Source organism: Vagococcus sp. AM17-17 (assembly GCF_003471765.1).
GTDB lineage: Bacteria > Bacillota > Bacilli > Lactobacillales > Vagococcaceae > Vagococcus > Vagococcus teuberi.
Map to the genome: position 1 here is coordinate 180,360 of NZ_QRJY01000002.1, position 24,431 is coordinate 204,790.

Consider the following 24,431-nt stretch of genomic DNA (forward strand, 5'->3'; position numbering starts at 1 on the left):
TCTTTACCATCCCCTACTTTTTCATTAATAATTTCAGTCCAATACGTAAGTACTCGTCTGTTGTTTTATCTTGATAACTTTCAAGCTCTTTTTTGATTTTCTTAATCTCTCTTTCAGAATAACCAAGTGCTTTGAGTGCTTCGATTGCTTCATCTAATTGTTGCGTTGGCTCTATAGTAAATAAATCTTCCTGTGTTGAAATAGTCGTTGTTTCAGACACATCTATTTCGACATCATCTAATTTACCTTGTAAATCTAAAATCATTTGTTGTGCTGTTTTCTTTCCAACACCTGGGAATTTAGTTAAATATGTCGCGTCTTGCGCTGCGATTGCTTGAACTAAACCTGAATGGTCATCTAACGCCATAATCGCCAAGCCACTTTTTGGTCCAATTCCTGAGACACTGATTAATTTTAAAAATAGTTGCTTTTCTTCAAGTGTGGCAAACCCGTAAAGTGAATGGGCATCATCTCGAATGACTTGATGCAAGTAAACAGTCACCTCTTGATTTAAATAAGCTGAGTAGCGAAAAGGATTCGCCACTGCAATTTGATAACCTAATCCATTTGTTTCAACGACTATATAATAAGGACTAGTAAATGTCACTGTCCCTTTGATGTATTCATACACTTGTTTTCTTCCTTTCACGTACGCATGTTCCCTAAAATTGTACCATATCCCGAACAATTATCCTATGCTTTCCTTATTAAAAAAAGCCCCCATAAACATGGGAAGCTTTCACTATTTGAAAAGAGTAGAATACTCAGCATAACCTTCTTTTTCCAGGTCTTCAACTGGTACAAAACGTAACGCAGCACCATTAATACAATACCTTAGTCCACCTTTTTCTTGTGGCCCATCTGGAAACACATGACCTAAGTGAGAATCAGCTTGTGAACTTCTTACTTCAGTTCGCACTCTTGCAAGTGTTGTATCTTCAAGTTCTTTTAATGTCGCAATAGGTTTCGTAAATGACGGCCAGCCACATCCCGCATCGTATTTATCTGTTGAAGAAAATAACGGTTCGCCACTCACGATATCAACATATATTCCTTCTCTATCAAACTGGTCATACTCACTTGAAAAAGGACGTTCTGTGCCATTTTCTTGAGTGACTTGATACTGTAAAGGGGTTAATGTTTGTTTTAACTCTTCTTTATTTGCCAACTTTCTTCACCTTCCTAATTCTTTAAATAGTTGGTTTAAATAACCAACTGGTAAGCCAACGATAGAAAAATAATCCCCTTTTATCTCTTTGACAAACACACTTGCTTTTCCTTGGATACCATAAGCCCCTGCTTTATCCATTGGTTCACCAGTTTTAATGTAACCAGTGATGTCTTCTTCATCCAAATCATAAAACAACACATCCACAGCTTCGATATGTTCATATATTTTTTCAGGGGTTATCACACAAACGGCTGTCATTACTTTATGTGTGGTGCCACTTAGTTTTTCTAGCATGTTGTAGGCATCTTTTTCATCCATTGGTTTTCCTATAATATCATTATCTAACACAACCGTTGTGTCACACCCAATTACTGTTTCATTAGGATAAAGTTTAACGATTTCTTTAGCTTTTTCTCTAGCCATACGACTAACGTAGTCTTTTGGTGATTCATCTACATTGACTGTTTCATCTATATCAGCTGGACTTATCGTAAAATGACTTGTCACAAATGACAATAATTCTTTTCTTCTAGGTGATGCTGACGCTAATATCATGTACGTCTTCCTTTCTAATGTGGCTCTTGAATTCGTTTAAAGAGTTTCTCCATATCTTGATTTGTAAAATGAATTAAGACCGGACGACCATGTGGGCAATTAAATGGGTTATCACATGTTTTTAATTCTTCTAACAATGCTCGTGCTTGACGTTCATCTAAATGATGATTGGCTTTAATTGATTGCTTGCAACTCATCATAATCGCTGTATCTTCACGGAATGTTTTCACGTCAATTTTTCCTTCATTAAGAAAAATATCAATCATCTCACGAATCGTTGCTTCTTCTTTTCCAATCGGGTACCAAGTTGGGTGTGACCGGATAATAAAACTTTGTTGTCCAAAGTCTTCTAACTCGATCCCCACTTTTTCAAATACTGATAAATTCTCTTTGATTTTTAAGTAATCATCCACTGAGTACTCTAAAATAATCGGCACAAGGAGTTGTTGTTTGTCTTCGCCTACATCACCTATTTTTTCTCTAAAGTATTCATACTTGATACGTTCTTGGGCAGCATGTTGATCGATAATATAAAGTCCCTCATCACTTTGAGCAAACAAATAGGTGCCATGCATTTGACCAAAATACTCTAAGTGTGGAAAAGCATGCGTTGGTGCTTCTTTTGTATCAGTTTCTGGTAGATCAACCACTTCTTCAATCACTTCATGAGAAACAGTATTTGATTCTATGTCACTTTCTTGCGTATAATCCGCATCATCAAGTTTTTCTGATACACCATTTGTGTAGTCTTTTGCTTCTTTAAATAACTCTTTTTCTTCATTGTTTTTTAAATAAAACTCACCCGTCAAGGAATCATAGGCTAAGTTAGTATCTTTAATTTGTTGTTTACGCTCTAGTGGTTTAGCTGAATGCTCAAAAGGGAGCTGTTGTTGCTCAACTTTTACCGTATCAACTTGTTTCATAAATGGCTTAGTGTCATTGACTCTTGGTATTAGCACTTCTTCACCTAATGTTTTAGCAATACTTGTTTCAATAAGTACTACAAGTTCTTTTTCTTTACTCAAGCGGACCTCTTGTTTAGTGGGATGAACATTCACATCAACAAGTAACGGATCCATTTCAATCGATAATACTGCAATCGGAAACCGACCAACCATCAGTTTTGAGCCATATCCTGACACAATCGCTTTATTTAAAATAAAATTTTTGATGTAGCGACCATTTATAATAAGAGAAATATAGTTACGACTTGCTCGCGTAACTTCTGGTAAAGACACATAGCCCGTTAATTTAAAATCCAAATCCTCACCAGAAACTTTTATCATTTTTTTTGCCGTATTAACGCCATACACGCCAGCAATCGCTTGTTTTAAATCACCACTTCCTAGTGTTCGTAACATTCGATGACCATCATTAGTTAATGAAAACGAAATATCTGGATGGCTCATAGCTAACCGATTAACGACATCACCAATATTAGCTAACTCTGTTTGTAATGTTTTCACATATTTCAGTCTAGCTGGTGTGTTAAAAAAGATATTTTCAACAGTAATACTTGTTCCTTTACGTAAAGAATGAGCTTTGTGCTCTTTCACTACACCACCTGATAAGAAAAGGTAACTTCCTTCCTCACCCGTTGACGTTTCAAGTGTGACTTCAGATACTGAGGCTATACTTGGTAATGCTTCACCACGAAAACCGAGTGAACGAATACGGAACAAATCTTCACGGTTATGAATTTTACTAGTCGCGTGTCGCTTAAAAGCATTTAGGACATCATCAGAAGAAATTCCTTCACCATTGTCAATCACTTGAATTTTTTTTAATCCCGATTCTTCGATAAAAATATCAATTTTCGTGCTACCGGCATCAATCGAGTTTTCCAGCAACTCTTTGACGACTGAAGCAGGACGTTCAACTACTTCACCAGCAGCAATTTGGTTTGCTAAAATCTGTGATAATTCTTCAATTTTCGCCATGCTTCTAGCCTCCTTTTACTGCACTTTTTTCTGTAACTCAGATAATATATTTAATGCTTCAAGTGGTGTCACACTTAATAAGTTTAAGTTTTTAATCTCATTCACCACTTCACTTGATTCTGATGTTTCTTCCCCAAATAACGATAGTTGACCAACATCGTCTACCTGTTTATTTTCTTTTTCGACAACGATTTCAGTTACGTCTGTTGTGTGAACAGCTTGTGACTCAAAATTTTCTAATAAATCAGATGCTCGGTGGAGTAAATTTTCTGGTAATCCAGCTAGTTTCGCTACATGAATCCCGTAACTTTTATCAGCTGGACCTTCCATCATTTTATGTAAAAAGACGACCTCACCATTTTCTTCTACGGCCCCAACATGACGATTGCTGACACCTTTTAACTCATCTTCAAGCGTTGTAATTTCATGATAATGCGTAGAAAATAATGTTTTAGCACCAACATATTCATGAATGTACTCAATGATTGCCTGGGCTAATGCCATTCCGTCATAAGTAGCTGTCCCACGACCTAACTCATCAAATAAAATCAAACTGTTTGGTGTGGCGTATCTCAACGCCTGATTAGCTTCCATCATTTCGACCATGAATGTACTTTGACCCGATATCAAATCATCTGACGCACCAATTCGAGTAAAAATTTGATCAAAAATAGGAATGACCGCAGATTCTGCCGGCACAAAACAACCGATTTGCGCCATAATAACCGTTAATGCCAATTGTCTCATATATGTACTCTTACCAGACATGTTCGGTCCAGTGATTAATAATATCATTGTGTCTTTATCCATCTCAATACTATTAGGCACATATTCTTGACTGCCTAGTACTTTTTCAACCACTGGGTGACGACCATTTTCTATCTGGATAACTGATTGATTGGTGGTCATTTCTGGGCGAACGTATTGATAGGTTTCACTAATATCAGCAAACCCTTGTAAAATATCAAGTGTTGCCACTGATTTTGCCAAGGACTGTAGTCGGTCTATTGATTCTTTCACCGTTTCTCTGACTTCCAAAAACAAACGATACTCCAAATCTTGAGATTTTTCTTGCGACTCTAAAATTAATGTTTCCATCTCTTTTAATTCTGGTGTGATATATCTCTCTGCATTAGCTAATGTTTGCTTTCTTTCATAGCGATCAGCTGGCACATCTTGAATATTACTTTTCGTCACTTCAATAAAGTAACCAAACACTCGGTTAAATTTAATTTTTAATGTTTTAATGCCTGTTGCTTGTCGTTCTTTCGCTTCCATTTCTGCTAACCATTGTTTACCATTTTTCATCGCATCACGGTACGTATCTAATTCATCATTGTATCCATCTTTAATCACATTTCCTTCGGTGATAGATAACGGCGCATCTTCATTAATCGACTCACTAATAACCTCAACTAAGTCATCCATTGGTGTCAATTTTTCTAATAATGTTCCAAATTGCCCACTATCTAATCCTTGAATAATCGATTGAATCATCGGAATTTGTTCTAAGGATTGTTTTAATTGCAACAAATCTCGTCCATTGACTGTTCCAAAAGCCACTCGTCCTGCCAAACGTTCTAAATCATATACATGACGTAAATAATCCTTTAAGTCCATACGTTCAAAGTAAGCTTGCGTTAAACTTTCTACCATCTCTTGTCGCTCTTTAATTGCAGATAATTTTAATAATGGGCGATCAATCCATTGTTTTAATAATCGTCCACCCATCGCTGTCTGTGTTTCATCAAGTAACCATAATAGCGTGCCTTTTTTATCTTTTGAGCGAATAGATTGTGTTAATTCCAAATTATACTTCGAATAATAATCCATCTTTAAAAAATGACTTGGTTCATAAACTTGTGCTTGTTGTAAGTGACTAAGTTGTCTTTTTTGAGTATCTGAAAGATAAGACAATAACGTCTGAATGGATTGTTTAGCTAGTTCATCTGATACTTTTTCCATTAGGTAGCTAAACTCTGCTTCAACAGTGCCAATTTTTTGTTTAGATTGGACTATAGATTGCGCCTCAAACCATGAAAATAACTCCTCTGGCAACTCACTACCAATCACGATTTCTTTTGTACGCAATGCACTACACTCATTTTGTACCGTTTCGTCATCAGATAACGTGGCCACACTGATTTCTCCCGTACTTAAATCTGTATAGGAAAAGCCATAGTTTTTCGTTTCGTCATCATAAACTATCGCTGTTAAAAAGTTATTTTGTTTTGCATCTGATTCTTGTTTTCCTAAAGCTGTTCCTGGTGTAACAAGTTGGACAACTTCACGTTTAACCATGCCCTTTGTTGTTTTTGGATCTTCCACTTGCTCACAAATGGCTACTTTATATCCTTTTTCTACTAAAATATCAATATAATTTGCAGCCGAATGATGTGGCACTCCACACATTGGAATAGGATCTTCAGCATTCTTATTTCGACTGGTTAAAGTCAATTCTAATAGCTGTGACACCTTTTCTGCATCCTCATAAAACATTTCATAAAAATCACCTAAACGATAAAATAAAAAAGCATCTGGATATTGAGCTTTTATTTCAAAATATTGTTGCATCATAGGTGTATGTTTTGTTTTTTGCGGCATACCATCACTTCCCTACTCTTCTTCATTTAACTTTTGTTCTAATGTATCATTCACTTGAGTTTGTAAAATCGAAGCCAAATGATGTAATAAATCATTTGCTTCAACTAAACACTCTCTATATTCAACTACTAATGGATGTGTATCAAACGCTTCTTGCAGTTCATCTGCTTGACGTATGGCTTCTTTTTCTGCATTAGGTTTATCATAGTGAGCAAATTTAACAGCTTCTTTTTGCAAAACTTTGATCTCTTCAACCAATTGTTTTAGTCCCTCATGCTCATCAATTCGTTGTTCAATTTTTTTATAGGCTTTTATGGTCTCATGATTTTTTAAACTATCAAGCAACTCTGTCATAGACGCTTGAATATTATCATCGTACTCTGGTCTTTTTTCTGTCATAAAAGCTCCTTTCAAGGTTTACTCTCTAAATTGGTTATCCGCACTTATTGTACTTGCCTCTATTTTGGTGGCTTTTCCGGTTTTATCATCAATATCGATTACGCAATAAGATAAGATAGTACGTCCACTTGTCACAACTTCAAAGCGATGTGGTAATGCTGTACGGAATTTTTCAATGACCGCACTTCTTTCCATTCCTAAAATACCATCATAGGGTCCTGTCATTCCAACATCAGATAAATAAGCCGTTCCTTCTGGCAAAATACGTGCATCATTTGTTTGAACGTGTGTATGTGTCCCAACAATCGCTGAAATGCGTCCATCTAAAAACCAGCCCATTGCTTGTTTTTCACTTGTCACTTCACCATGAAAATCAATAAATATGTGTGATGTTCGTTGCGATGCTTCTTCTACTAATTTATCTATCACATCAAATGGATCATCTATTGGTGTCATAAACGTTCTTGCCTGCAAGTTTATTACAGCCAGTTCAATCGTATTGACTTTTACATACACAATTCCTTGTCCAGGTGTTGTGTCTTTTGGAAAATTAACTGGTCGTACCATTTTTTTTGCGTCCTGTATAAACTCAAAAATATCGCGATTATCCCAAGCATGGTTACCTAAAGTCACCACATCTGCCCCATCTTGCAAGATTTCTTTGTATATTTTTTCTGTAATCCCACGACCTGCTGCGGCATTTTCACCATTCACAATCGTGACTTGGGGACGATATTTTTTCTTTAACTTTGGAAGATAGGTGCCTAAGGTTTCTCTTCCTAATGACCCGACAACATCTCCAACAAATAATAAACGCATTTATTTTCCTCTTTTCTAATTAGCTACCTATATATTTTAACAAGTTTCAAACCTAAATAAAAGAAATCAAAGTTTTTTCTATCTTTCATTCTGTTATTTTTATGTTAGAATGGAAAAAATAGTGTTTCTTGAAAGGGTGAAACATCGTGCCAAACACACTACTTATCTTTGGAGGAAGCGGTTTTATTGGACAAAAAATTTGTCAAAAAGCGATAGAACAAGGCTATCACGTTTATAGCATTTCAACGCACGGCAAACCTAGTATAAATGAAAATTGGGTGCATCATGCGAACATGACTTGGATTGCAAGTGATGTAGTAAAACATGACACTTGGCAAAACGACATCCCAGATTCTATTCACTATTGTATTAATTTAATTGGAATTTTAAAGCAAACAACGAAACAAACCTATGTTAATAGCATTATCAAACCAAATGATATTATTAATAATTGGGCAGCAACAAAGCAGATACCTTATCTGTTTCTCTCAGCAAAATTTGGGCCATCAGGCTATATCAAAGCAAAAAAAGAAGCTGAATCTTTGATTATCTCTCAAGACAATCAAAATACTATTGTTTATTCTGGTTTAGTAACAGATAAGAACCATCTCTTAAAACAAACACAAGGCGTTGTATTGAAACTCGGTGCTAAGATACCCGTGCTTTCTCATTGGTGTAAACAAGTTTATCCAATAGACGTCAATCATTTGGCATGCGCCATTTTAAATGTCGTCAAGTCACCTGATAAAACAAGTAAATATGTTGATTTAACACAATAAAGGAGCGCGTTAAAGTGAATATTTTAATTACGGCAGGAGGAACATCTGAAGCAATCGATTCGGTAAGAAATTTAACCAACCATGCAACAGGTTCGTTAGGAAAAGTAATAGCAGAAACACTTGCTGAACATGTTGATACTATTTTTTATGTTCATGGACCAAAAGCAGTCCTACCAAATAATACAGCTATCAAATTTTTTCCTATTGCTTCTGTTAGAGATTTAGAAAAAACGATGCAAGACATTTTAACCACGACACCTATCCATACTGTCATTCATAGTATGGCTGTCAGTGATTATGAGTTAGACTATACGACATCGGAAATTGACATAGCAAAAAACTTAGCCGATATGATATCAACTAAGTCACCTTCAACTAAAGATGAACTAGAAAACTTAATAAAAATAGCTCTTACTTCTGACATATTAGCATCAAATACGGGTGAGAAAAAAATCCGTTCAACTTCTGAACAACTCATTATTGCATTAAAAAAAGCACCTAAAGTAATTCACTCCATAAAAAAATGGCAACCAACAACTCAATTAATTGGGTTTAAGTTATTAGTTGGTGTGAGTGATGCTGATTTAGTAGCTGCTGCAACAGACAGTATCAAAAAAAATAAGGCTGACTACATTGTGGCTAATGACTTAGAAAATATTTCAGCAGACAAACACGAAGCCTTAATTATTAATCATCAAGGGATTAAAGAAAGATGCCATACGAAACAAGACATCGCAAACACACTACTGACATTGATTAAACAGGAGGGATAAGTATATGCCAAAAGTATTATTAGGTGTTTCCGCTAGTATTTCCGCTTATAAAGTAGCGGATATCATCAGTCAACTAAAAAAACAAAATATTGATGTTGAAGTGATTATGACGCACAATAGTACAAAAATCATCCCAGCTTTGACACTTCAAGTTTTATCAAAAGAAATAGTCCATACAGACGTTATGTATGAACATAAACCAAGTGATATCAATCATATAGACGTGGTCAAACGAGCAGATTTATTTTTAGTTGCTCCAGCTACAGCGAACATTATTGGAAAAATAACAAATGGCATTGCCGATGATATGCTGTCGACAACTGCCTTAGCTGTCCATGATATACCAAAAATAATCGCACCAGCTATGAATACATATATGTACACAAACCCTGCAATGAAGCGTAATCTCACACAACTAGAAGAAGATGGGTATCAAATCATCGAACCAAAAGAAAGTTTACTGGCCTGTGGAGATTATGGTAAAGGTGCTTTAGCTGATGTCGATGTGATCGTTAATACCGTAAAAGAACAATTAATCAAAAAATAAAAAAGGAGTTTCATCGTGAAAACAAAACGTTTAACACTCACTGCTATATTTTTAGCAATTATCATCGTCTTTTCATTTACACCACTAGGGTTTATCAACTTAGGTTTTATAAAAGCGACGTTGGTACACATTCCTGTTATTATTGGAGGAATTGTTTTAGGACCAAGAATAGGTGCTTTTCTAGGGTTATCTTTTGGACTACTTAGTATGACCATCAATACCATGACACCTTCAGCTTTATCATTTGCCTTTTCACCATTTATTCCTGTTCTTGGAACAAATAATGGTAGTTTATGGGCAATATTCATAGCACTTATTCCTAGAATATTAACTGGGGTTGTGCCTTACTTTATTTACAAGTGGTTGAAATCCACTAATAAAGTGCCTGAAAAACTATCATTGTTTTTATCAGGTGTTGCTGCATCAATGGTCAATACACTTTTAGTAATGAACTTAATTTATTTAGTATTCCAAGACGCATATTCTCAACTAAAAGGTGTTGCGATTGGATCTGGACTATATAAAGCCGTTTTAAGTGTTATTTTTATCAACGGTGTTCCTGAAGCTTTAGTCGCAGGAATCGCAGTAAGTGCCATAACTGGTGTGTTAATAAAAATATATCAGAAAGGTGGACAATCTTCATAAGATTATCGTTGTTTTTTTGAACGATTATGGTAAACTATTTATAGACTTAACTATAAGGCATAACCCGTATAATAATTACGCTTGCTTATGTTCTTATATCAGTCTTCCCTACTTTAATAAAAGTAGGGATTTTTTACATAAGGGTCCAATCACTATTCCAAAATGCCAACTAAGTCAATGGTGGATGTAGACTGGTACTGTTCTTAATCTAGTAATTGTTATTTCAAGTAAAATCAGTTACACAACGTTTTTTGGTTCATTTAATCGGTACTGCTTTTTTAATAATTGGCGTGGTATTAGTAAAAAAATAAAAGCTATTACTTATAATCGTTAGTAGTCATCTCGATATTTGCTACTTTACAAAAAATGTTTCACTATCCTTTGTAATTTTCTAACTTTTCGATGGTTTGTCGTACTAACTGACGAGATGGTAAATATCGTCCAGATTCTTCACGTTGAGTGGCTTTCAAATCGAGTTATCCCATATTAGACAGTTCACTCAAAGTAATTATAGGAATGTTTTTTTCTTTAGCTAGCTGCCACATATAATTCAATTCTTCGTTGCGTTTAACCGAATAATACTTAGTCATACCTAACAACAATAAACATGATATCATAAACCATATTTTGCCAGAGATTAACAATGACACACAATAGATTCCTATAACAATATACAATAAATAATAGATTTTTTTCATTGCCATAACGCTTCCTATTTCTTATATAAGTATAACAAAAAACTCTTACTTTGTCGTAAGAGTTTTTAATACGTCATAATCATTTCATCTTCATCATTATCTGGATTTTTAGCTTTTATCTCAATCACTAACTGATGGGGCAAACAAATACTTGTTTGTCCTACTCGACTAATCCAACTTGTCATAACCGCAATTTGATCTGGACTGTTATCTTCTTTTACTCGTATGCGAGTTCCATCAACTTCAACAATATTATATTTATCCCCACCTGGGTAGTAGGTTTTCTCAAAATGTTTTGTGTTTTCATTTAAATCAAAACGGTCAACTTCTTTACCTTTTATTGTAACAATTGCAATATTTCCACTAGTATCCTCTTTATGTTTCGCTTGATTTATACCAAATACCACATAAGGAACAAATGATAAAACTATCAAGCAGATAATTACTACACCATCCATATACCGCCATTGCTTTTTTAGTTCATGCCATATCTTCATCTCTTTATTTCCTTTCAAGCACTACTCTTAGTAAGATAACGTTAATTTCAAAAATCGTCAACTTATTTATTTAAATCTCTTTTTACATGCTTGTGAAAAAAATATCAATATTGCTATTTTATAGACTTTTATCTATAATTGTCTGATACAAACTCTAGGAGGAATTACAGTGTCAAAGTATCAAGTATTATTATATTATTTATATGTCCCTATTGAAGATCCTGAAGAATTTGCCAAAGAGCATTTAGAATTATGTAAATCTTTTAACTTGAAAGGCCGCGTCTTAGTTGCTAAAGAAGGTATCAATGGAACTCTCTCAGGTTTAACCGAAGATACACAACGTTATATGGATTACATGCATGCTGACGAACGATTTAAAGATATTTTCTTTAAAATTGATCCCGCTGATGAGCAAGCATTCAAAAAAATGTTCGTTCGCCCTCGTCCTGAATTAGTGTCTTTAAAATTAGAAGATGATATTAACCCATTAGAATTAACTGGAAACTATTTATCACCTCAAGAATTTAAAGAAGCTATTTTAGATGAAGATACGATTGTAATCGATGCAAGAAATGATTACGAGTATGATTTAGGTCACTTTAGAGGAGCTGTTCGTCCAGATATTCGCACATTTAGAGAACTACCTCAATGGATTCGTGATAACAAAGAAAAATTTATGGATAAACGTGTTGTGACATACTGTACTGGTGGAATTCGTTGTGAAAAATTCTCTGGTTGGTTAGTTCGTGAAGGCTTCAATGATGTTGGTCAATTACATGGTGGTATCGCTACTTATGGTCGTGATCCTGAAGTTCAAGGTGAACTATGGGATGGAAAAATGTATGTATTCGATGAACGTATTAGTGTTCCTATCAATCATGTTGACCCAGTTATCGTTGGTGTTGATTGGTTTGATGGTACACCTTGTGAACGCTACGTTAACTGTGGTAACCCAGAATGTAACAGACAGATCTTGTGCTCTGAAGAAAACGAAGCAAAATATGTACGTGGGTGTTCTCATGACTGTCGTATTCATGAAAGAAATCGTTACATCACTGAAAATGACATTACACCAGAAGAATGGATTAAAAGAATTCATGACTTAGGTGAAGAATTTGACGTTGAAAGAATGGAAACTGTACAATAATAGTTACTTTAAACCTCTAACAAAGATAGTTATTGGAGGTTTATTTTGTATCTAGTGTGTATAATAGTGCAATAATTAAAACAATGATAAAGTAGATAAAGATGTGTCTACTAAAGCAAAATATATCTACCAAATTTCAATTAATCCTATCATAGAAAACAGCGCTCTATCCTCTTTTTATGTAAAATAAGAAATAACAGCATTTGGTTTTCTCAATGATTTTTGCATTATGGCTGGTATGTGTTCTTCATTAGAGCAAACAGTTGATACCATAAAAACAGTTCTCTAATTTCTATCACTGGATAATACTTCTTTCTTCGAACTCGGACTAGCTGTTTCATTGGATAAATAAATCTACTATGTGACAGAACATCTAAACAATACATTCAACTTACCTTTTCCATATTCTATAGAACAAATAATCCCTATCTCATACGATGATTTCATCAGTATAGTTGATCATTTATGATAATAAAAAAAGTCACTAGTTCTCACTAGTGACAAAAAGGAGTTGTTTATTTACTTTGGAGGAGTAAATAAAATGAAAAAGTTTGTTAGGGTTGTTTTGTTGGTATAACTATATAATAACCTCTATTTATGAAAAAATGATGTCCTTTTTTATTCTTTTTGTGACTTTTTACTTAAGAAAGAGTAAAAATAATTTGGAATTATCTCTCTTCACTCATCTCATTTAATCATTTACTAAATGCCTTAATTTATGATTTTTTAACAAGTTATCAAAAATAATGATTGGCCTGTTTTATTCCCTCATCATAAAAGTCATACTCATTTCATTTTTGAAAAAAGCTCAATAACATAAGAAAAGCGGACAAGTCCGCCTTGACCTATGAAAAATAGGAAATTTAACCCTGAATGAGCAGCGAAGCGCGCAATGGGGCAAATTTATCTTTTTTTCACTAGGTCAGGACTTGGGAGCTAGACATTGATGGCTGAACTTATAATCCCCTAGTCTAAAAAAAAGCCACTAGCTTTCACTAGTGGCAAAAAGGAGTTGTTTATTTACTTTGGAGGAGTAAATAAAATGAAAAAGTTTGTTAGGGTTGTTTTATTAGTATGAATATATAATAACCTCTATTTATGAAAAAACGATGTCCTATTTTATTCTTTTTGTGATATTTTACTTAAAAAAAAGTAAAGATATTTTTTACCTGTTTCTATTAAGCTTTTTCAACTTGATAAGAGTATACTTAACATACAAAAATGAATTAACTAACTTGAAAGAGCGTGAAAGTATGTCATTTATTTTTTTCTGATTGTCTGTCCTGTTACTTATTAGTATAGGTCTCTTACATATTTATTGGGCTTTTGGTGAGATTATTTTTGAAGAGTATGTTCTTCCAGAATATAAGTATAATCTCAAACCATAATTTTTTAATCAAACAACTGGACCATTTACGTGTTCTCTAGTTTCTTTAGCCTTTTTCATATTAGCTCTTTTATAAATTATTTATTCTTATCATATTGGTAATCCTAAAATTGTCTCTATTTTACTAACAATAGCTTGTTTTGTTTTTATAGGTAGAATTATTGGCGAGTTTAACTGTTTTGGTATATTTAAAAGAGAAAAAGATACGACCTTTTCAAAAATGGATAATATGATTTATATCCCAATATGTGTGTATCTAAACATTTCATTGGTTGTTCAATTGGCTACTTTAAAATAAAAAAAGCCACTAGATTTCTCTAGTGACAAAAAGGAGTTGTTTATTTACTTTGGAGGAGTAAATAAAATGAAAAAGTTTGTTAGGGTTGTTTCGTTGGTATGTTTATATAATAGTCTCAACCCATGACAAAACCATGCTTTTTTTTATTAATTTATCTAAACTTTTAATTAAGAAAAATTAAAGATGATGATGTCTTTAGTTTTCTTTGTATAACTTAAACCCTGGGATAGTCAACATCACACATAAACTTACAAGGTAAATGGCTGATAGGCACACAACTACTGCTGTTAAAGAATAATTATCCATTAAAAAGCCAATCACAACCGAAGAAAAACCACCAATTGCGCGACCTAAGTTCATAATCACATTATTAGCTGTCGCACGTATTTCAGTTGGATAAAGAGAACTGATCACGGCACCGTATCCACCATACATGCCATTAATAAAGTAGCCAACTAACATCGTTGAAAGTAGCAAACTCCATTGCCCTTTTGCTAAAACAATTAAATAGACTGACAATGATGAAAAAATTAAAAATAACCCAAATGATAATTTCGGACCAAGTTTATCCATCACCGTTCCAAATGTCAACATTCCTAAACTCATGCCAAAAATAGTACTAATCATCCACAATGACGATCCTGATACAGACAAGCCTAGTTGTTTTTGCATAATAGATGGTAACCAGTTCATCAAACCGAAATATCCCGCAATTTGGACTGTCACCATTAAAGTTAGTCCCACTGTTTGCCAAGTCGTTTGAACATCTTTAAATAATAAAGATAATTTTGGTTTTTCACCACTTTCTTGACGTTCTTTAAAACTTTCAGGTTCTTCTAAACCTCGTCTAATAAATAAAACAAAAAATATTGGTAAAACACCTATAACATACAACATCTTCCAACCTAGTACAGGAATAATCAATGAGGCTAAAATAGCCGCAACAATTGCTCCTACTTGTCCACCAATCGCAACTACCGACGTTGCTCTTGCTAAGTTTTTCTTTGAAAAGGTTTCTGAGACAAGTGACATACATGCCCCATACTCTCCACCTGCTCCCACACCTGCAATAAAACGGAATAAATAAATCAAATAAATATTTGAAGCAAAAAACATCAACAATGATGCAATTGAAAAGGTAATGACTGTATATGAAAAGACTTTAACTCTTCCTATTTTATCGGCTAAAAGACCAAAAAAAATACCACCTGCCAACATGCCCAAATTAGTAATAGTGGAAATAAATCCCGCTTGAGCACTTGTAACCTGTAGTGATGAAATAATAGATGATAATGAAAATGCCAAAAACATGATATCCATGTTCTCTAACCCGATACCTGCCGCTGTTGATACTAAAACTTTTCGTTGATACTTAGACACGAACAATCTCTCCTTCTTTTAACCATTTTTACTATTAAATCATAATTATTCACAAAATGAAAGAAAAAAATTCGTTTTTTATTATTTTTTTTTACAGCAATTAAAAAAAGATATCAAACACCTGTTTTTAGATGTTTGATATCTTTTTAATTATTTATCATAAATAATCGTTACTGGTCCATCATTTTTTATATCAACTAACATATCCGCTCCAAAGACACCCTCTTTTACTTCTATGCCTTCTTGACGTAGCTGCTCGTTGAAATAATCGTATAACTTACTAGCCATATCAGGACGACCAGCTTTAGCAAAACTTGGACGATTGCCCTTTTTAGTATCAGCTAATAAGGTAAACTGCGAAATGGATAAAATACTGCCTTCAATTTGATGGATATCTAGATTCATCTTTCCTTCTTCATCCTCAAAAACTCTTAGTTTACTTATTTTTTTTGCCAGATAATCTGCTTCTTCTTTCGTATCTTCTTCTGCAATACCAACTAAAAGCATATATCCTTTTTCAATACTCGCTACTTTTTTGTTATCTATTGAGACACTTGCTTCTGATACACGTTGCAATACTACTCGCATACTGTTCTCACCTACCCTTTTGTTCGCTTCACGCTATGAACGTCTGGTATATTTTTTATCTTATCAACAATTTGTTCTAAATGAGCCAAATTACGAATGCTTATTGTTAAATGTATGACACCCATTTTATTCTTAGCTGTCTTTGCTTCCACACTCATCAGTTTTTTAGTGTTAGCATTTACAACGAGTAGCACATCATTTAATAATCCTGAGCGATTGTAGCCATAAATCTCTAAATCAGCATTGTACTCCGTTTCACTATTGACTGCTGTATCTTCCCACTCAACTTCAATTTGACGCTCTTTTACTTCAGGTGAACTATTCATATTTGGACAGTCTTTACGGTGAATCGACACACCACGACCTTTCGTAATATAGCCAACAATTTCATCACCAGGTACAGGATTACAACAACGACTGATTCGCACTAATAGATTATCCGCTCCTTGAATGACAATGCCACCTTCATGGCGAATCTTCATTCGATTGGCTTCTTTTTTCTGAGCAGATTGTTTCATCAACTCTTCATTTTCTTCTTGTTGTTTCTTGATACCACGTTCTTTTCGCTCTTTTTCAGTCAGACGATTAAACACAACTTGCGCAGTGATTTCACCAAAACCAACAGCTGCATACAAATCATCTAATTGCTGGAATGCAAATTTTTCTAATGCGTCATCAACTTTTTCTTTTGTTAAAAAATCTTTGGCGACAAAATCATTGTCTTCAAACATTTTTTCAAGTTGATGTTTTCCTTTATCAATGTTTTCTTCTCTATCACGAATTTTGAAGAAGCGTTTGATTTTATTTCTGGCTTTACTTGTTACCACCATATTCACCCAGTCTTGACTAGGTCCAAATGAATTTTGAGAAGTTAAGACCTCAATGATGTCCCCGTTTTTTAGCTTATAATCAAGTGGAACCATCTTACCATTAACTTTTGCACCTGTAGTCTTATTTCCGACTTCAGTATGGATATTATAAGCAAAATCAAGGGGGCCTGAGCCTTTCGGTAATTCCGTTACGTCTCCTTTTGGTGTGAACACGTATACTTTATCACTAAAGATTTCACCTTTAACATTAGCCATAAACTCAGAGGCATCATAATTTTCATCTTGTAACTCAATGATTTCACGAAGTAGACTAATTTGGTTAGCATTATTATCCGTTTGTTGATCTGTTTTTCCTTCTTTATACGCCCAATGAGCTGCTACCCCAAACTCGGCAATTTGATGCATCTCATGCGTTCTAATTTGAATTTCAATTGGACTACCATTAGGTCCAATAATTGTGGTATGGAGTGATTGGTACATATTTGTCTTAGGTACTGCAATATAATCTTTAAATCGCCCAGGAAGTGGTTTCCACTTTGTATGAATTGCGCCTAAAACAGCATAACAATCTTTAATTGAATCAACAATCACACGAATAGCTAATAAATCATAAATTTCAGAGAATTCTTTTTTCTTATCATGCATTTTACAATAAATTGAATAGATATGTTTTGGACGACCATAAATTTCACCGTAAATTCCCAACTCTTCTGTCGCTTCTCTAATCTCTTCTACTGCTTGAGCGACATATTGTTCTCGTTCACCACGTTTTGATTTCATCAAGTGAACAATGCGATAATATTGACGAGGATTCAAATAATGAAGAGAGCGATCTTCAAGCTCCCACTTAATCAAACTAATCCCCAATCGATGAGCTAAGGGAGCATAGATTTCCAAGGTTTCCTTTGCAATACGTCGTTGTTTGTCTTCTCTTAAATGATTCAGTGTTCGCATATTATGAACTCTATCTGCTAGTTTCACCATAATCACACGCAAGTCTTGTGACATGGCTAATAACATTTTACGATGATTTTCAGCGAGTTGTTCTTCATGTGATTTGTATTTAATTTTTCCAAGTTTTGTCACACCATCTACTAGCATGGCAACGTCTGGACCAAATTCTTTTTCCAAGTCTTCTAACGTAACATCTGTGTCTTCCACCACATCATGTAGAAACCCTGTGGCAACAGTATGAGGATCCATGTTTAATTCAGCCAAAATCCCTGCTACTTGGATGGGATGAATAATATATGGCTCCCCTGATTTTCTAAATTGTTCTTTATGTGCTTCTCTTGCGTAATCACTTGCTTTTTCAACAAATGCAACATGCTGAGGGTTCATATAAGTCGATACCATTTTTATTACTTCTTCAGCGGTCAAATCTTTTTCTTTTGGCATGTTTTCCCCTCCTTATGAAAAAAAAGTACCACAATAGTACTTTTTAACTTAATTCTATTACTCTTATTATAACGCACTTAATTCACTATTTTCAATTTATCATGATTTTTTTATTTGTTTATTTTTCACATAGTTCCCATTGATAACTCATGGCTGATAACGCGTAAAGTGGTGCTGTTTCAGCTCGTAAAATACGTGGCCCTAACGCACAACTTTTAACGTCACACTCTTCTAATACCTTAATCTCATCTGGTGTTAAACCACCTTCTGGACCAAAAATAATAAGTAAAGACTCACCAGGATTACAAGCTGATAATGTGGTAGCAAACTGGCTTTTTTCACCTTGCTTACTAGACTCTTCATAAGCTACTAAGCAATGAGTGAAGTCCTTTGCTTTTTCTAATAACTCTTTAAAAGAACGATATAGTTGGACATTAGGCACAACCTGTCTGTGAGATTGTTCAGACGCTTCTTTTACGATTTTTTCCAATCGTTGCGTTTTCTTAACTCGTTTTTTTTCATCCCATTTGACGACAGACGTTTTTGAAGGAAAACCAATCAATTCATGCATGCCAAGCTCTGTGCCTTTTTGTGCGACTAATTCTAGTTTATCGCCTTTAGTATACCCACAAGCGATCGTCACATTGACTGGCATCTCTTTTTGCGTTTCTTCTTTTGAGACTTCACTAAATACAATCGTAGACTCTTCTATAGACACAACGATTGCTTTAATGGCCACTTGGTTTTGAAAGACTAAAAAGCATTCATCATCTACTGTCATACGCATCACATTTTTCGCATGATGAAAATCGCTGTCTCTTAATTCAAACGTTGCTTGTTCGTCATAATCATATGGCAAAAAATAACGTTGCATGTTTAATCCTCCAATTGTTTTTTTACGATGATAGCATACCAATCTTTTTGTTTGAATAATTGATCCACAACAAATGATTCTTTTTCTAATTCTTCTAAAATCATTGGTACTTTGTCTTCGATAATTCCTGAAATAATCAGTGTTCCGTCATCTTTCAGGCAACGATGCGCATCTTTTAACATCAGCACAATAATGTCAGCCAAAATATTCGCCACAATGACGTTCGCTTTTTTATCAACACCATTTAATAAGTCATTAGCGGAAACATGTACGTCTGTTGCGATAGGATTTAATGCCATATTTTCTTTTGCTGAATTTACCGCAACCTCATCTAAATCATAAGCATAGACGTCTTTTGCTCCTAGAAACTTACTCGCAATACTTAATACGCCAGAACCTGTTCCAACGTCTAACACTGTCTCTCCACCACGTAATGTCACTTCAAGTGCTTGTAAAGTCAAACGTGTGGTTGGATGTGTCCCTGTACCAAATGCCATGCCTGGATCAAGATAGATAATATGCTCATCAGGATTGTTTGGTGTATAGTCTTGCCATTCAGGGACAATCGTTAAATAACGGCTAATATTGACCGGGTGATAATATTTTTTCCAGGCAGTTGCCCAATCACTTTCTTCTACTTCAGAAGCAGTGATGCTATGTTTGCCAATGTCTAAACCGAATGTCGCAAGTTCTTCTACTTTTAATTGAATACTAGGAATAATTTCTGGTAAAAATAATGTTTCTGGGAAATAAGCAATCACTTCTGCCCCTTCTTTTCGATGAGAAAACGTCTCCTTATCTAAAATCTCTCCAAAAGGGTCACTTTCAAAATTCACTAGGTCCATTGAGTCCTCAATAGCTACCCCGTTAGCTCCTGCTTCCATTAAAATACTTGATACTGCTTCTACTGCCTCACTGGAAGTAATAACAGATAATTGATTCCACTTCATTGTCTAATCTCCCTTTTAATACTTTGGATAAGCTACCATAGCTGTCTCGTTATTATTTTTTTTCACTTCTTCAAACGCCGCATCATCCCATACTAACTCAAACGTTTCGATGGTTTCATCATTTAAGAAATCTAGCAAATCATCTTGTCCATTAACTAATACTTCTGCTAAATAGCTTGCTAACGCTGTGATATCTCCTTTTGCCATTCCTTTTTTACGATTAAATGGAATCACAGTTAAATATTCTAATTCATCAGGTGTTTCTTTATCATCAGCATATAATACTAAACTATCTTCAAACTCTATCACTTCTTCTTCCGATTGAACGCCTTCTTCGTCTTCGATGACATCGTTTGATTTGTTTTCAGCAAATAATACAACAGATACTTCAATTCTGTGTTGCCTAACATCCCAATCAATCGCAAAATCAAAGTCTCCTAAAGATTTTTCAAGTTGTTTTTCTAATTCTGTTAACATGTTGTCTTTCATTTTTTCACACACTTACACTTTCTTTGTATTGTCTCTCCTATCATACAAAAGTTGCTAGCATTTGTCATTACTAATCCTATGTTATAATGAGTTTATTAAAGGGGGAAGACAGATGAATAAACCTCTCGCTTATCGTATGAGACCAAAAACGATTGATGATGTTGTTGGCCAAACCCATTTAATTGGTGAAGGAAAAATCATTCGCCGTATGGTTGATGCCAAACAATTATCCTCTATGATTTTATATGGTCCACCTGGAACTGGAAAAACAAGTATTGCTAGTGCGATTGCAGGCTCAACTCACTATGCTTTTCGCATGTTGAATGCTGCAACAGATAGTAAAAAAGATTTACAAATTGTTGTAGAAGAAGCAAAAATGAGTGGCACCCTTATCTTATTACTAGATGAAGTCCATCGCCTTGATAAACCAAAACAAGATTTTTTATTGCCTCATTTAGAAAACGGTCGGGTGATTTTGATTGGTGCGACAACTGAAAATCCTTATATTTCAATTAACCCAGCGATTCGAAGTCGAACGCAGATTTTTGAAGTCAAACCGCTCAATGAAGAAGATATCAAACAAGCGATTGAAAGAGCGTTAGCTGACAGTCAGGATGGGTTAGGTGATTTGGATGTGACGGTCACTGATGAAGCTATGATTCATTTAACACGAGCAACCAATGGCGATTTGAGAAGTGCACTAAATGGCTTAGAACTTGCTGTTAAATCAACTAAACCTGATACTAATGGAAAAATAATCATTACTTTAGACATCATAGAAGAATGTGTGCAACGAAAATCACTCACTCATGACAAAGACGGCGATGCTCATTATGATGTGATTTCTGCGTTTCAAAAAAGTATTCGTGGAAGTGACGTGGATGCTGCCTTGCATTATATGGCAAGACTCGTTGAAGCTGGGGATATGATGTCGATTTGTAGGCGATTGATGGTGATTGCGTATGAAGACATTGGTCTAGCTAATCCTGGAGCTTGTGCAAGAACTGTTTCGGCTGTTCAAGCAGCTGAAAAATTAGGCTTTCCTGAAGCACGTATTCCTTTAGCTAATGCTGTCATTGATTTGTGTTTATCACCAAAATCAAATTCAAGTATCGTCGCGATTGACAATGCCTTAAGTGACATTAGACAAGGAAATACAGGAGACGTTCCTGATTATTTGAAGGACTCACATTACAACGGTGCTGAAAAATTAAATCGTGGAGTCGATTACAAATACCCACACAGTTTTGACAATCATTGGGTCAAACAACAGTACTTACCAAACAAAATTAAAAATGCCTCTTATTACGAACCTGTTAAAACTGGAAAATACGAAATAGCTTTAGGAAAACAGTGGGAATGGCTAATATCGCAAAAGAAAGGCCAGTCCTAACAATTGAAGAATCTTAATTCCTGTGCTATTATATAACTAAGATATCTGTGATGTACGCAGTATCCCCATTAGTGTTGACCGAACAAATCGTTTTACTTTGGGAATCAACGAGTATTTATTAAAAACAGGCCTTTTCATTTGGTAGTTTGAGGTATTTACAGCGATTCCCACCTGCATTTTTTAGCGGGTTCAACCATCAGGGATACAAAACGGCATCGACGGATATTTTTTTGTGCGTTTAAAAAGAAAAGGTTGTGATACGTTGTATAACATTATTCTATTAGTTTTTGCTTTTATTTTATGTGTTATTAGTTATTTTTTATCAAAAAAGCAAGAGGCTTTGTTAGTCGTTTTTACTAAAAAAAATCAACCCACATTAAAAGCTTTTTCAGTATCACTTCTTGTATTAGCGATTATTGGTATAGTTATTGGGTTATTTTTTGCAACAAAGTTAACTAGCTTAGCTTTCATCATTATTGTACTTTGCGTATCGGCTGTATTTAGTATAATATTATCTCAAAACATTTACTAAGGGGAGTATGGATTATCATGCAAAAAGAATACAAAAAAATATTGGTCGCAATGGATGGATCAAAAGAATCAGAACGTGCACTAAAAAAAGCAGTGCATGTAGCCAAACGAAACGATGCCACCCTTTATATTACTCATGTTGTTGATATGCGCGCATTTGAGACTGTTTCATCTTATGACGAGACACTTGCAACAAATGCTAAAAAAGAGGCTGATGAAGCCTTAAAACAATATATTGAATACGCTCATGAACACAAGTTTGACAAAGTAGAAACAGTGATTCGTATCGGTGTACCTAAAATCGTTCTATCTGAAGATTTACCAAAAGAATTAGGAATTGATTTAATTATGTTAGGTGCAACTGGATTAAATACAATGGAGCGAATTTTATTAGGTTCTGTCTCTAGCTATGTTTCTGTTCATGCAAAAAGTGATGTTTTAGTCGTTCGCACAGACGTGGATAACAAACAATAAAACAAACCTTAAAAATCAAAAAAGACGAGAAACCAATCATTTGGCTCTCGTCTTTTTATCTATCTAATTATTTTTTTAATGCTTCAACGTCTCTAGCAATCATTAATTCTTCATCAGTTGGAACTAATAATACTTTTACTTTTGAATCATCAGTTGAAATAATGCGTTCTTCTCCACGAACATTGTTTTTATCAGCGTCCATTTCACAACCGAAGAAGCTTAAACCATCAATAATGTTTTTACGGATATCTACTGCGTTTTCACCAATTCCTGCTGTAAAGACAATCGCATCTACACCATTCATTGTTGCAACGTAGCTACCGATGTATTTACGTACACGGTCTTCAAAGATTTCTAAAGCAATTTTTGCTGCTTCTGTATCAGAGTTTTGTAAGTCACGCATGTCACTTGAAATACCTGATAAACCTAATAAACCAGATTTTTTGTTTAAGATATCAATCATATCTTTAATATTAGTTAATTCTAATTTACCCATTAAGTATTGTAATAATGATGCATCAATATCACCAGAACGAGTTCCCATTGTAACACCTGCTAGTGGTGTGAATCCCATTGATGTATCAATTGATTTTCCACCTTCAACAGCTGTAATAGAAGCGCCATTACCTAAATGACATGTAATGATTTTTAACTCTTCGATTGGTTTACCTAACATATCAGCTGCGCGTTCTGCAACGTAACGATGACTTGTTCCATGTGCACCATATTTTCTAGCACCATATTTTTCATAGTACTCAGTTGGAATACTGTATAAGTAATTTACTTTTGGCATTGTTGTATGGAATGATGTATCAAATACTCCAACGTTTAATGTATTTGGTAATAATTTTTGGAATACACGGATAACTTTTGCTTCTGCTGGGTTATGTAATGGTGCAAATTCTGCTAATTCATCAACTAAAGCAAGTGCTTTATCATCAATAATAGCTGATTCTTTGAAATGTTCCCCACCAGCTACAATACGGTGTCCAGCTCCTGTGATTTCATCAAATGAGTCAATGATGTTTAATGTTGTTAATTGTTCTAATAACATGTTAATAGCAATTTCATGATCTTCGATGTCTTTGATTACTTCATATTTTTCATCTTCGCCATATTTAATAGTAAAGATTGAATCATTTAAACCAATTCTTTCTACGATTCCTTTAGCGACTACTGTTTCTTCTGGCATTGTATATAATTGCCATTTTAAACTTGAACTTCCAGCGTTAATTGCGATTGTTTTTGACATTTTATTTTCTCCT

At 34.6% G+C, this 24,431-nt stretch carries 24 protein-coding genes and 1 other RNA gene; 10 read left to right on the forward strand and 15 right to left on the reverse strand.

All coding sequences use genetic code 11. From position 1 onward, the window contains the following. Window positions 1-13: 13 nt before the first annotated feature. From ruvA to DW196_RS04675, 7 genes are all read right to left on the reverse strand, one after another. Window positions 14-631, reverse strand: a complete 618-nt coding sequence (gene ruvA, locus DW196_RS04645; protein WP_118250409.1) for a Holliday junction branch migration protein RuvA — start codon at window positions 629-631, stop codon at window positions 14-16. A 111-nt stretch (window positions 632-742) separates the two neighbouring features. Further along, window positions 743-1,168, reverse strand: a complete 426-nt coding sequence (msrB, locus tag DW196_RS04650) for a peptide-methionine (R)-S-oxide reductase MsrB (RefSeq protein WP_118250410.1) — start codon at window positions 1,166-1,168, stop codon at window positions 743-745. A 6-nt stretch (window positions 1,169-1,174) separates the two neighbouring features. Beyond that, window positions 1,175-1,726, reverse strand: coding sequence for a nucleoside triphosphate pyrophosphatase (locus DW196_RS04655; RefSeq protein ID WP_118250411.1), 552 nt, complete (start codon window positions 1,724-1,726; stop codon window positions 1,175-1,177). Window positions 1,727-1,740: 14 nt separating this feature from the next. After that, the gene (gene mutL, locus DW196_RS04660) at window positions 1,741-3,666 is read right to left on the reverse strand and encodes a DNA mismatch repair endonuclease MutL (protein WP_118250412.1); all 1,926 of its coding nucleotides are present in this window, start codon (window positions 3,664-3,666) and stop codon (window positions 1,741-1,743) included. A gap of 15 nt (window positions 3,667-3,681) precedes the next feature. Then, window positions 3,682-6,270: a DNA mismatch repair protein MutS gene (mutS, locus tag DW196_RS04665; RefSeq protein ID WP_118250413.1), complete on the reverse strand. Its 2,589-nt coding sequence runs from the start codon at window positions 6,268-6,270 to the stop codon at window positions 3,682-3,684. Between the two features lie 12 nt (window positions 6,271-6,282). Continuing rightward, window positions 6,283-6,669 carry a RicAFT regulatory complex protein RicA family protein gene (locus DW196_RS04670; RefSeq protein ID WP_118250414.1) on the reverse strand — a complete coding sequence of 129 codons (387 nt, stop codon included), beginning with the start codon at window positions 6,667-6,669 and terminating at the stop codon, window positions 6,283-6,285. An 18-nt stretch (window positions 6,670-6,687) separates the two neighbouring features. Beyond that, the gene (locus DW196_RS04675; RefSeq protein WP_118250415.1) at window positions 6,688-7,488 is read right to left on the reverse strand and encodes a TIGR00282 family metallophosphoesterase; all 801 of its coding nucleotides are present in this window, start codon (window positions 7,486-7,488) and stop codon (window positions 6,688-6,690) included. A gap of 146 nt (window positions 7,489-7,634) precedes the next feature. Between DW196_RS04675 and DW196_RS04680 the strand changes: the two genes are divergently transcribed. From DW196_RS04680 to DW196_RS04695, 4 genes are read left to right on the forward strand one after another with little or no spacing between them, the layout of a single operon-like run. Then, window positions 7,635-8,267: an NAD-dependent epimerase/dehydratase family protein gene (locus DW196_RS04680; RefSeq protein WP_158563518.1), complete on the forward strand. Its 633-nt coding sequence runs from the start codon at window positions 7,635-7,637 to the stop codon at window positions 8,265-8,267. A gap of 14 nt (window positions 8,268-8,281) precedes the next feature. Continuing rightward, the gene (locus tag DW196_RS04685) at window positions 8,282-9,040 is read left to right on the forward strand and encodes a phosphopantothenoylcysteine decarboxylase (RefSeq protein WP_118250417.1); all 759 of its coding nucleotides are present in this window, start codon (window positions 8,282-8,284) and stop codon (window positions 9,038-9,040) included. 4 nt (window positions 9,041-9,044) lie between these two features. Further along, window positions 9,045-9,587 (forward strand): phosphopantothenoylcysteine decarboxylase, encoded by a 543-nt coding sequence (locus DW196_RS04690; protein ID WP_118250418.1) that lies wholly within the window; start codon window positions 9,045-9,047, stop codon window positions 9,585-9,587. A 12-nt stretch (window positions 9,588-9,599) separates the two neighbouring features. After that, window positions 9,600-10,232, forward strand: a complete 633-nt coding sequence (locus DW196_RS04695) for an ECF transporter S component (protein WP_118250419.1) — start codon at window positions 9,600-9,602, stop codon at window positions 10,230-10,232. Between the two features lie 763 nt (window positions 10,233-10,995). Here the strand turns inward: DW196_RS04695 and DW196_RS04705 are convergent. Further along, complete coding sequence (locus DW196_RS04705; protein ID WP_071457540.1) at window positions 10,996-11,427, reverse strand: NusG domain II-containing protein; 432 nt, start codon at window positions 11,425-11,427, stop codon at window positions 10,996-10,998. A gap of 169 nt (window positions 11,428-11,596) precedes the next feature. On the opposite strand from DW196_RS04705, the gene DW196_RS04710 reads away from it, so the two are divergent. Both DW196_RS04710 and DW196_RS11750 read left to right on the forward strand, forming a co-directional pair. Beyond that, window positions 11,597-12,574 (forward strand): rhodanese-related sulfurtransferase, encoded by a 978-nt coding sequence (locus DW196_RS04710; RefSeq protein WP_079347115.1) that lies wholly within the window; start codon window positions 11,597-11,599, stop codon window positions 12,572-12,574. 1,496 nt (window positions 12,575-14,070) lie between these two features. Continuing rightward, the gene (locus DW196_RS11750; RefSeq protein ID WP_370447145.1) at window positions 14,071-14,259 is read left to right on the forward strand and encodes a DUF3995 domain-containing protein; all 189 of its coding nucleotides are present in this window, start codon (window positions 14,071-14,073) and stop codon (window positions 14,257-14,259) included. Window positions 14,260-14,454: 195 nt separating this feature from the next. Here DW196_RS11750 and DW196_RS04720 read toward each other — a convergent pair whose 3' ends face one another. The 6 genes from DW196_RS04720 to DW196_RS04745 all read right to left on the reverse strand — a co-directional run bounded on the left by DW196_RS04720 (window position 14,455) and on the right by DW196_RS04745 (window position 20,768). Then, complete coding sequence (locus tag DW196_RS04720; RefSeq protein ID WP_118250421.1) at window positions 14,455-15,639, reverse strand: MFS transporter; 1,185 nt, start codon at window positions 15,637-15,639, stop codon at window positions 14,455-14,457. A gap of 150 nt (window positions 15,640-15,789) precedes the next feature. Continuing rightward, window positions 15,790-16,227: a D-aminoacyl-tRNA deacylase gene (gene dtd / locus DW196_RS04725; protein WP_071457543.1), complete on the reverse strand. Its 438-nt coding sequence runs from the start codon at window positions 16,225-16,227 to the stop codon at window positions 15,790-15,792. An 11-nt stretch (window positions 16,228-16,238) separates the two neighbouring features. Next, complete coding sequence (locus tag DW196_RS04730) at window positions 16,239-18,455, reverse strand: bifunctional (p)ppGpp synthetase/guanosine-3',5'-bis(diphosphate) 3'-pyrophosphohydrolase (protein ID WP_118250422.1); 2,217 nt, start codon at window positions 18,453-18,455, stop codon at window positions 16,239-16,241. Window positions 18,456-18,573: 118 nt separating this feature from the next. After that, window positions 18,574-19,329 (reverse strand): 16S rRNA (uracil(1498)-N(3))-methyltransferase, encoded by a 756-nt coding sequence (locus tag DW196_RS04735; RefSeq protein WP_118250423.1) that lies wholly within the window; start codon window positions 19,327-19,329, stop codon window positions 18,574-18,576. A 2-nt stretch (window positions 19,330-19,331) separates the two neighbouring features. Continuing rightward, window positions 19,332-20,279, reverse strand: a complete 948-nt coding sequence (prmA, locus tag DW196_RS04740; protein ID WP_118250424.1) for a 50S ribosomal protein L11 methyltransferase — start codon at window positions 20,277-20,279, stop codon at window positions 19,332-19,334. 15 nt (window positions 20,280-20,294) lie between these two features. Further along, window positions 20,295-20,768 (reverse strand): DUF3013 family protein, encoded by a 474-nt coding sequence (locus tag DW196_RS04745; protein WP_233541915.1) that lies wholly within the window; start codon window positions 20,766-20,768, stop codon window positions 20,295-20,297. A gap of 112 nt (window positions 20,769-20,880) precedes the next feature. Between DW196_RS04745 and DW196_RS04750 the strand changes: the two genes are divergently transcribed. The 4 genes from DW196_RS04750 to DW196_RS04760 all read left to right on the forward strand — a co-directional run bounded on the left by DW196_RS04750 (window position 20,881) and on the right by DW196_RS04760 (window position 23,166). Further along, complete coding sequence (locus DW196_RS04750; RefSeq protein ID WP_118250425.1) at window positions 20,881-22,161, forward strand: replication-associated recombination protein A; 1,281 nt, start codon at window positions 20,881-20,883, stop codon at window positions 22,159-22,161. A 39-nt stretch (window positions 22,162-22,200) separates the two neighbouring features. Next, window positions 22,201-22,390: non-coding RNA, 6S RNA (gene ssrS, locus DW196_RS04755), on the forward strand. Between the two features lie 3 nt (window positions 22,391-22,393). Next, a complete protein-coding gene (locus tag DW196_RS11245; RefSeq protein ID WP_071457549.1) occupies window positions 22,394-22,693 on the forward strand; it encodes a hypothetical protein in 300 nt (99 codons plus the stop codon). Between the two features lie 17 nt (window positions 22,694-22,710). Next, on the forward strand, window positions 22,711-23,166 hold the full coding sequence (locus tag DW196_RS04760; protein WP_071457550.1) for a universal stress protein: 456 nt from the start codon (window positions 22,711-22,713) through the stop codon (window positions 23,164-23,166). 67 nt (window positions 23,167-23,233) lie between these two features. Here the strand turns inward: DW196_RS04760 and DW196_RS04765 are convergent, their stop codons facing one another. After that, complete coding sequence (locus tag DW196_RS04765; protein WP_071457551.1) at window positions 23,234-24,418, reverse strand: acetate/propionate family kinase; 1,185 nt, start codon at window positions 24,416-24,418, stop codon at window positions 23,234-23,236. Window positions 24,419-24,431 lie beyond the last annotated feature (13 nt).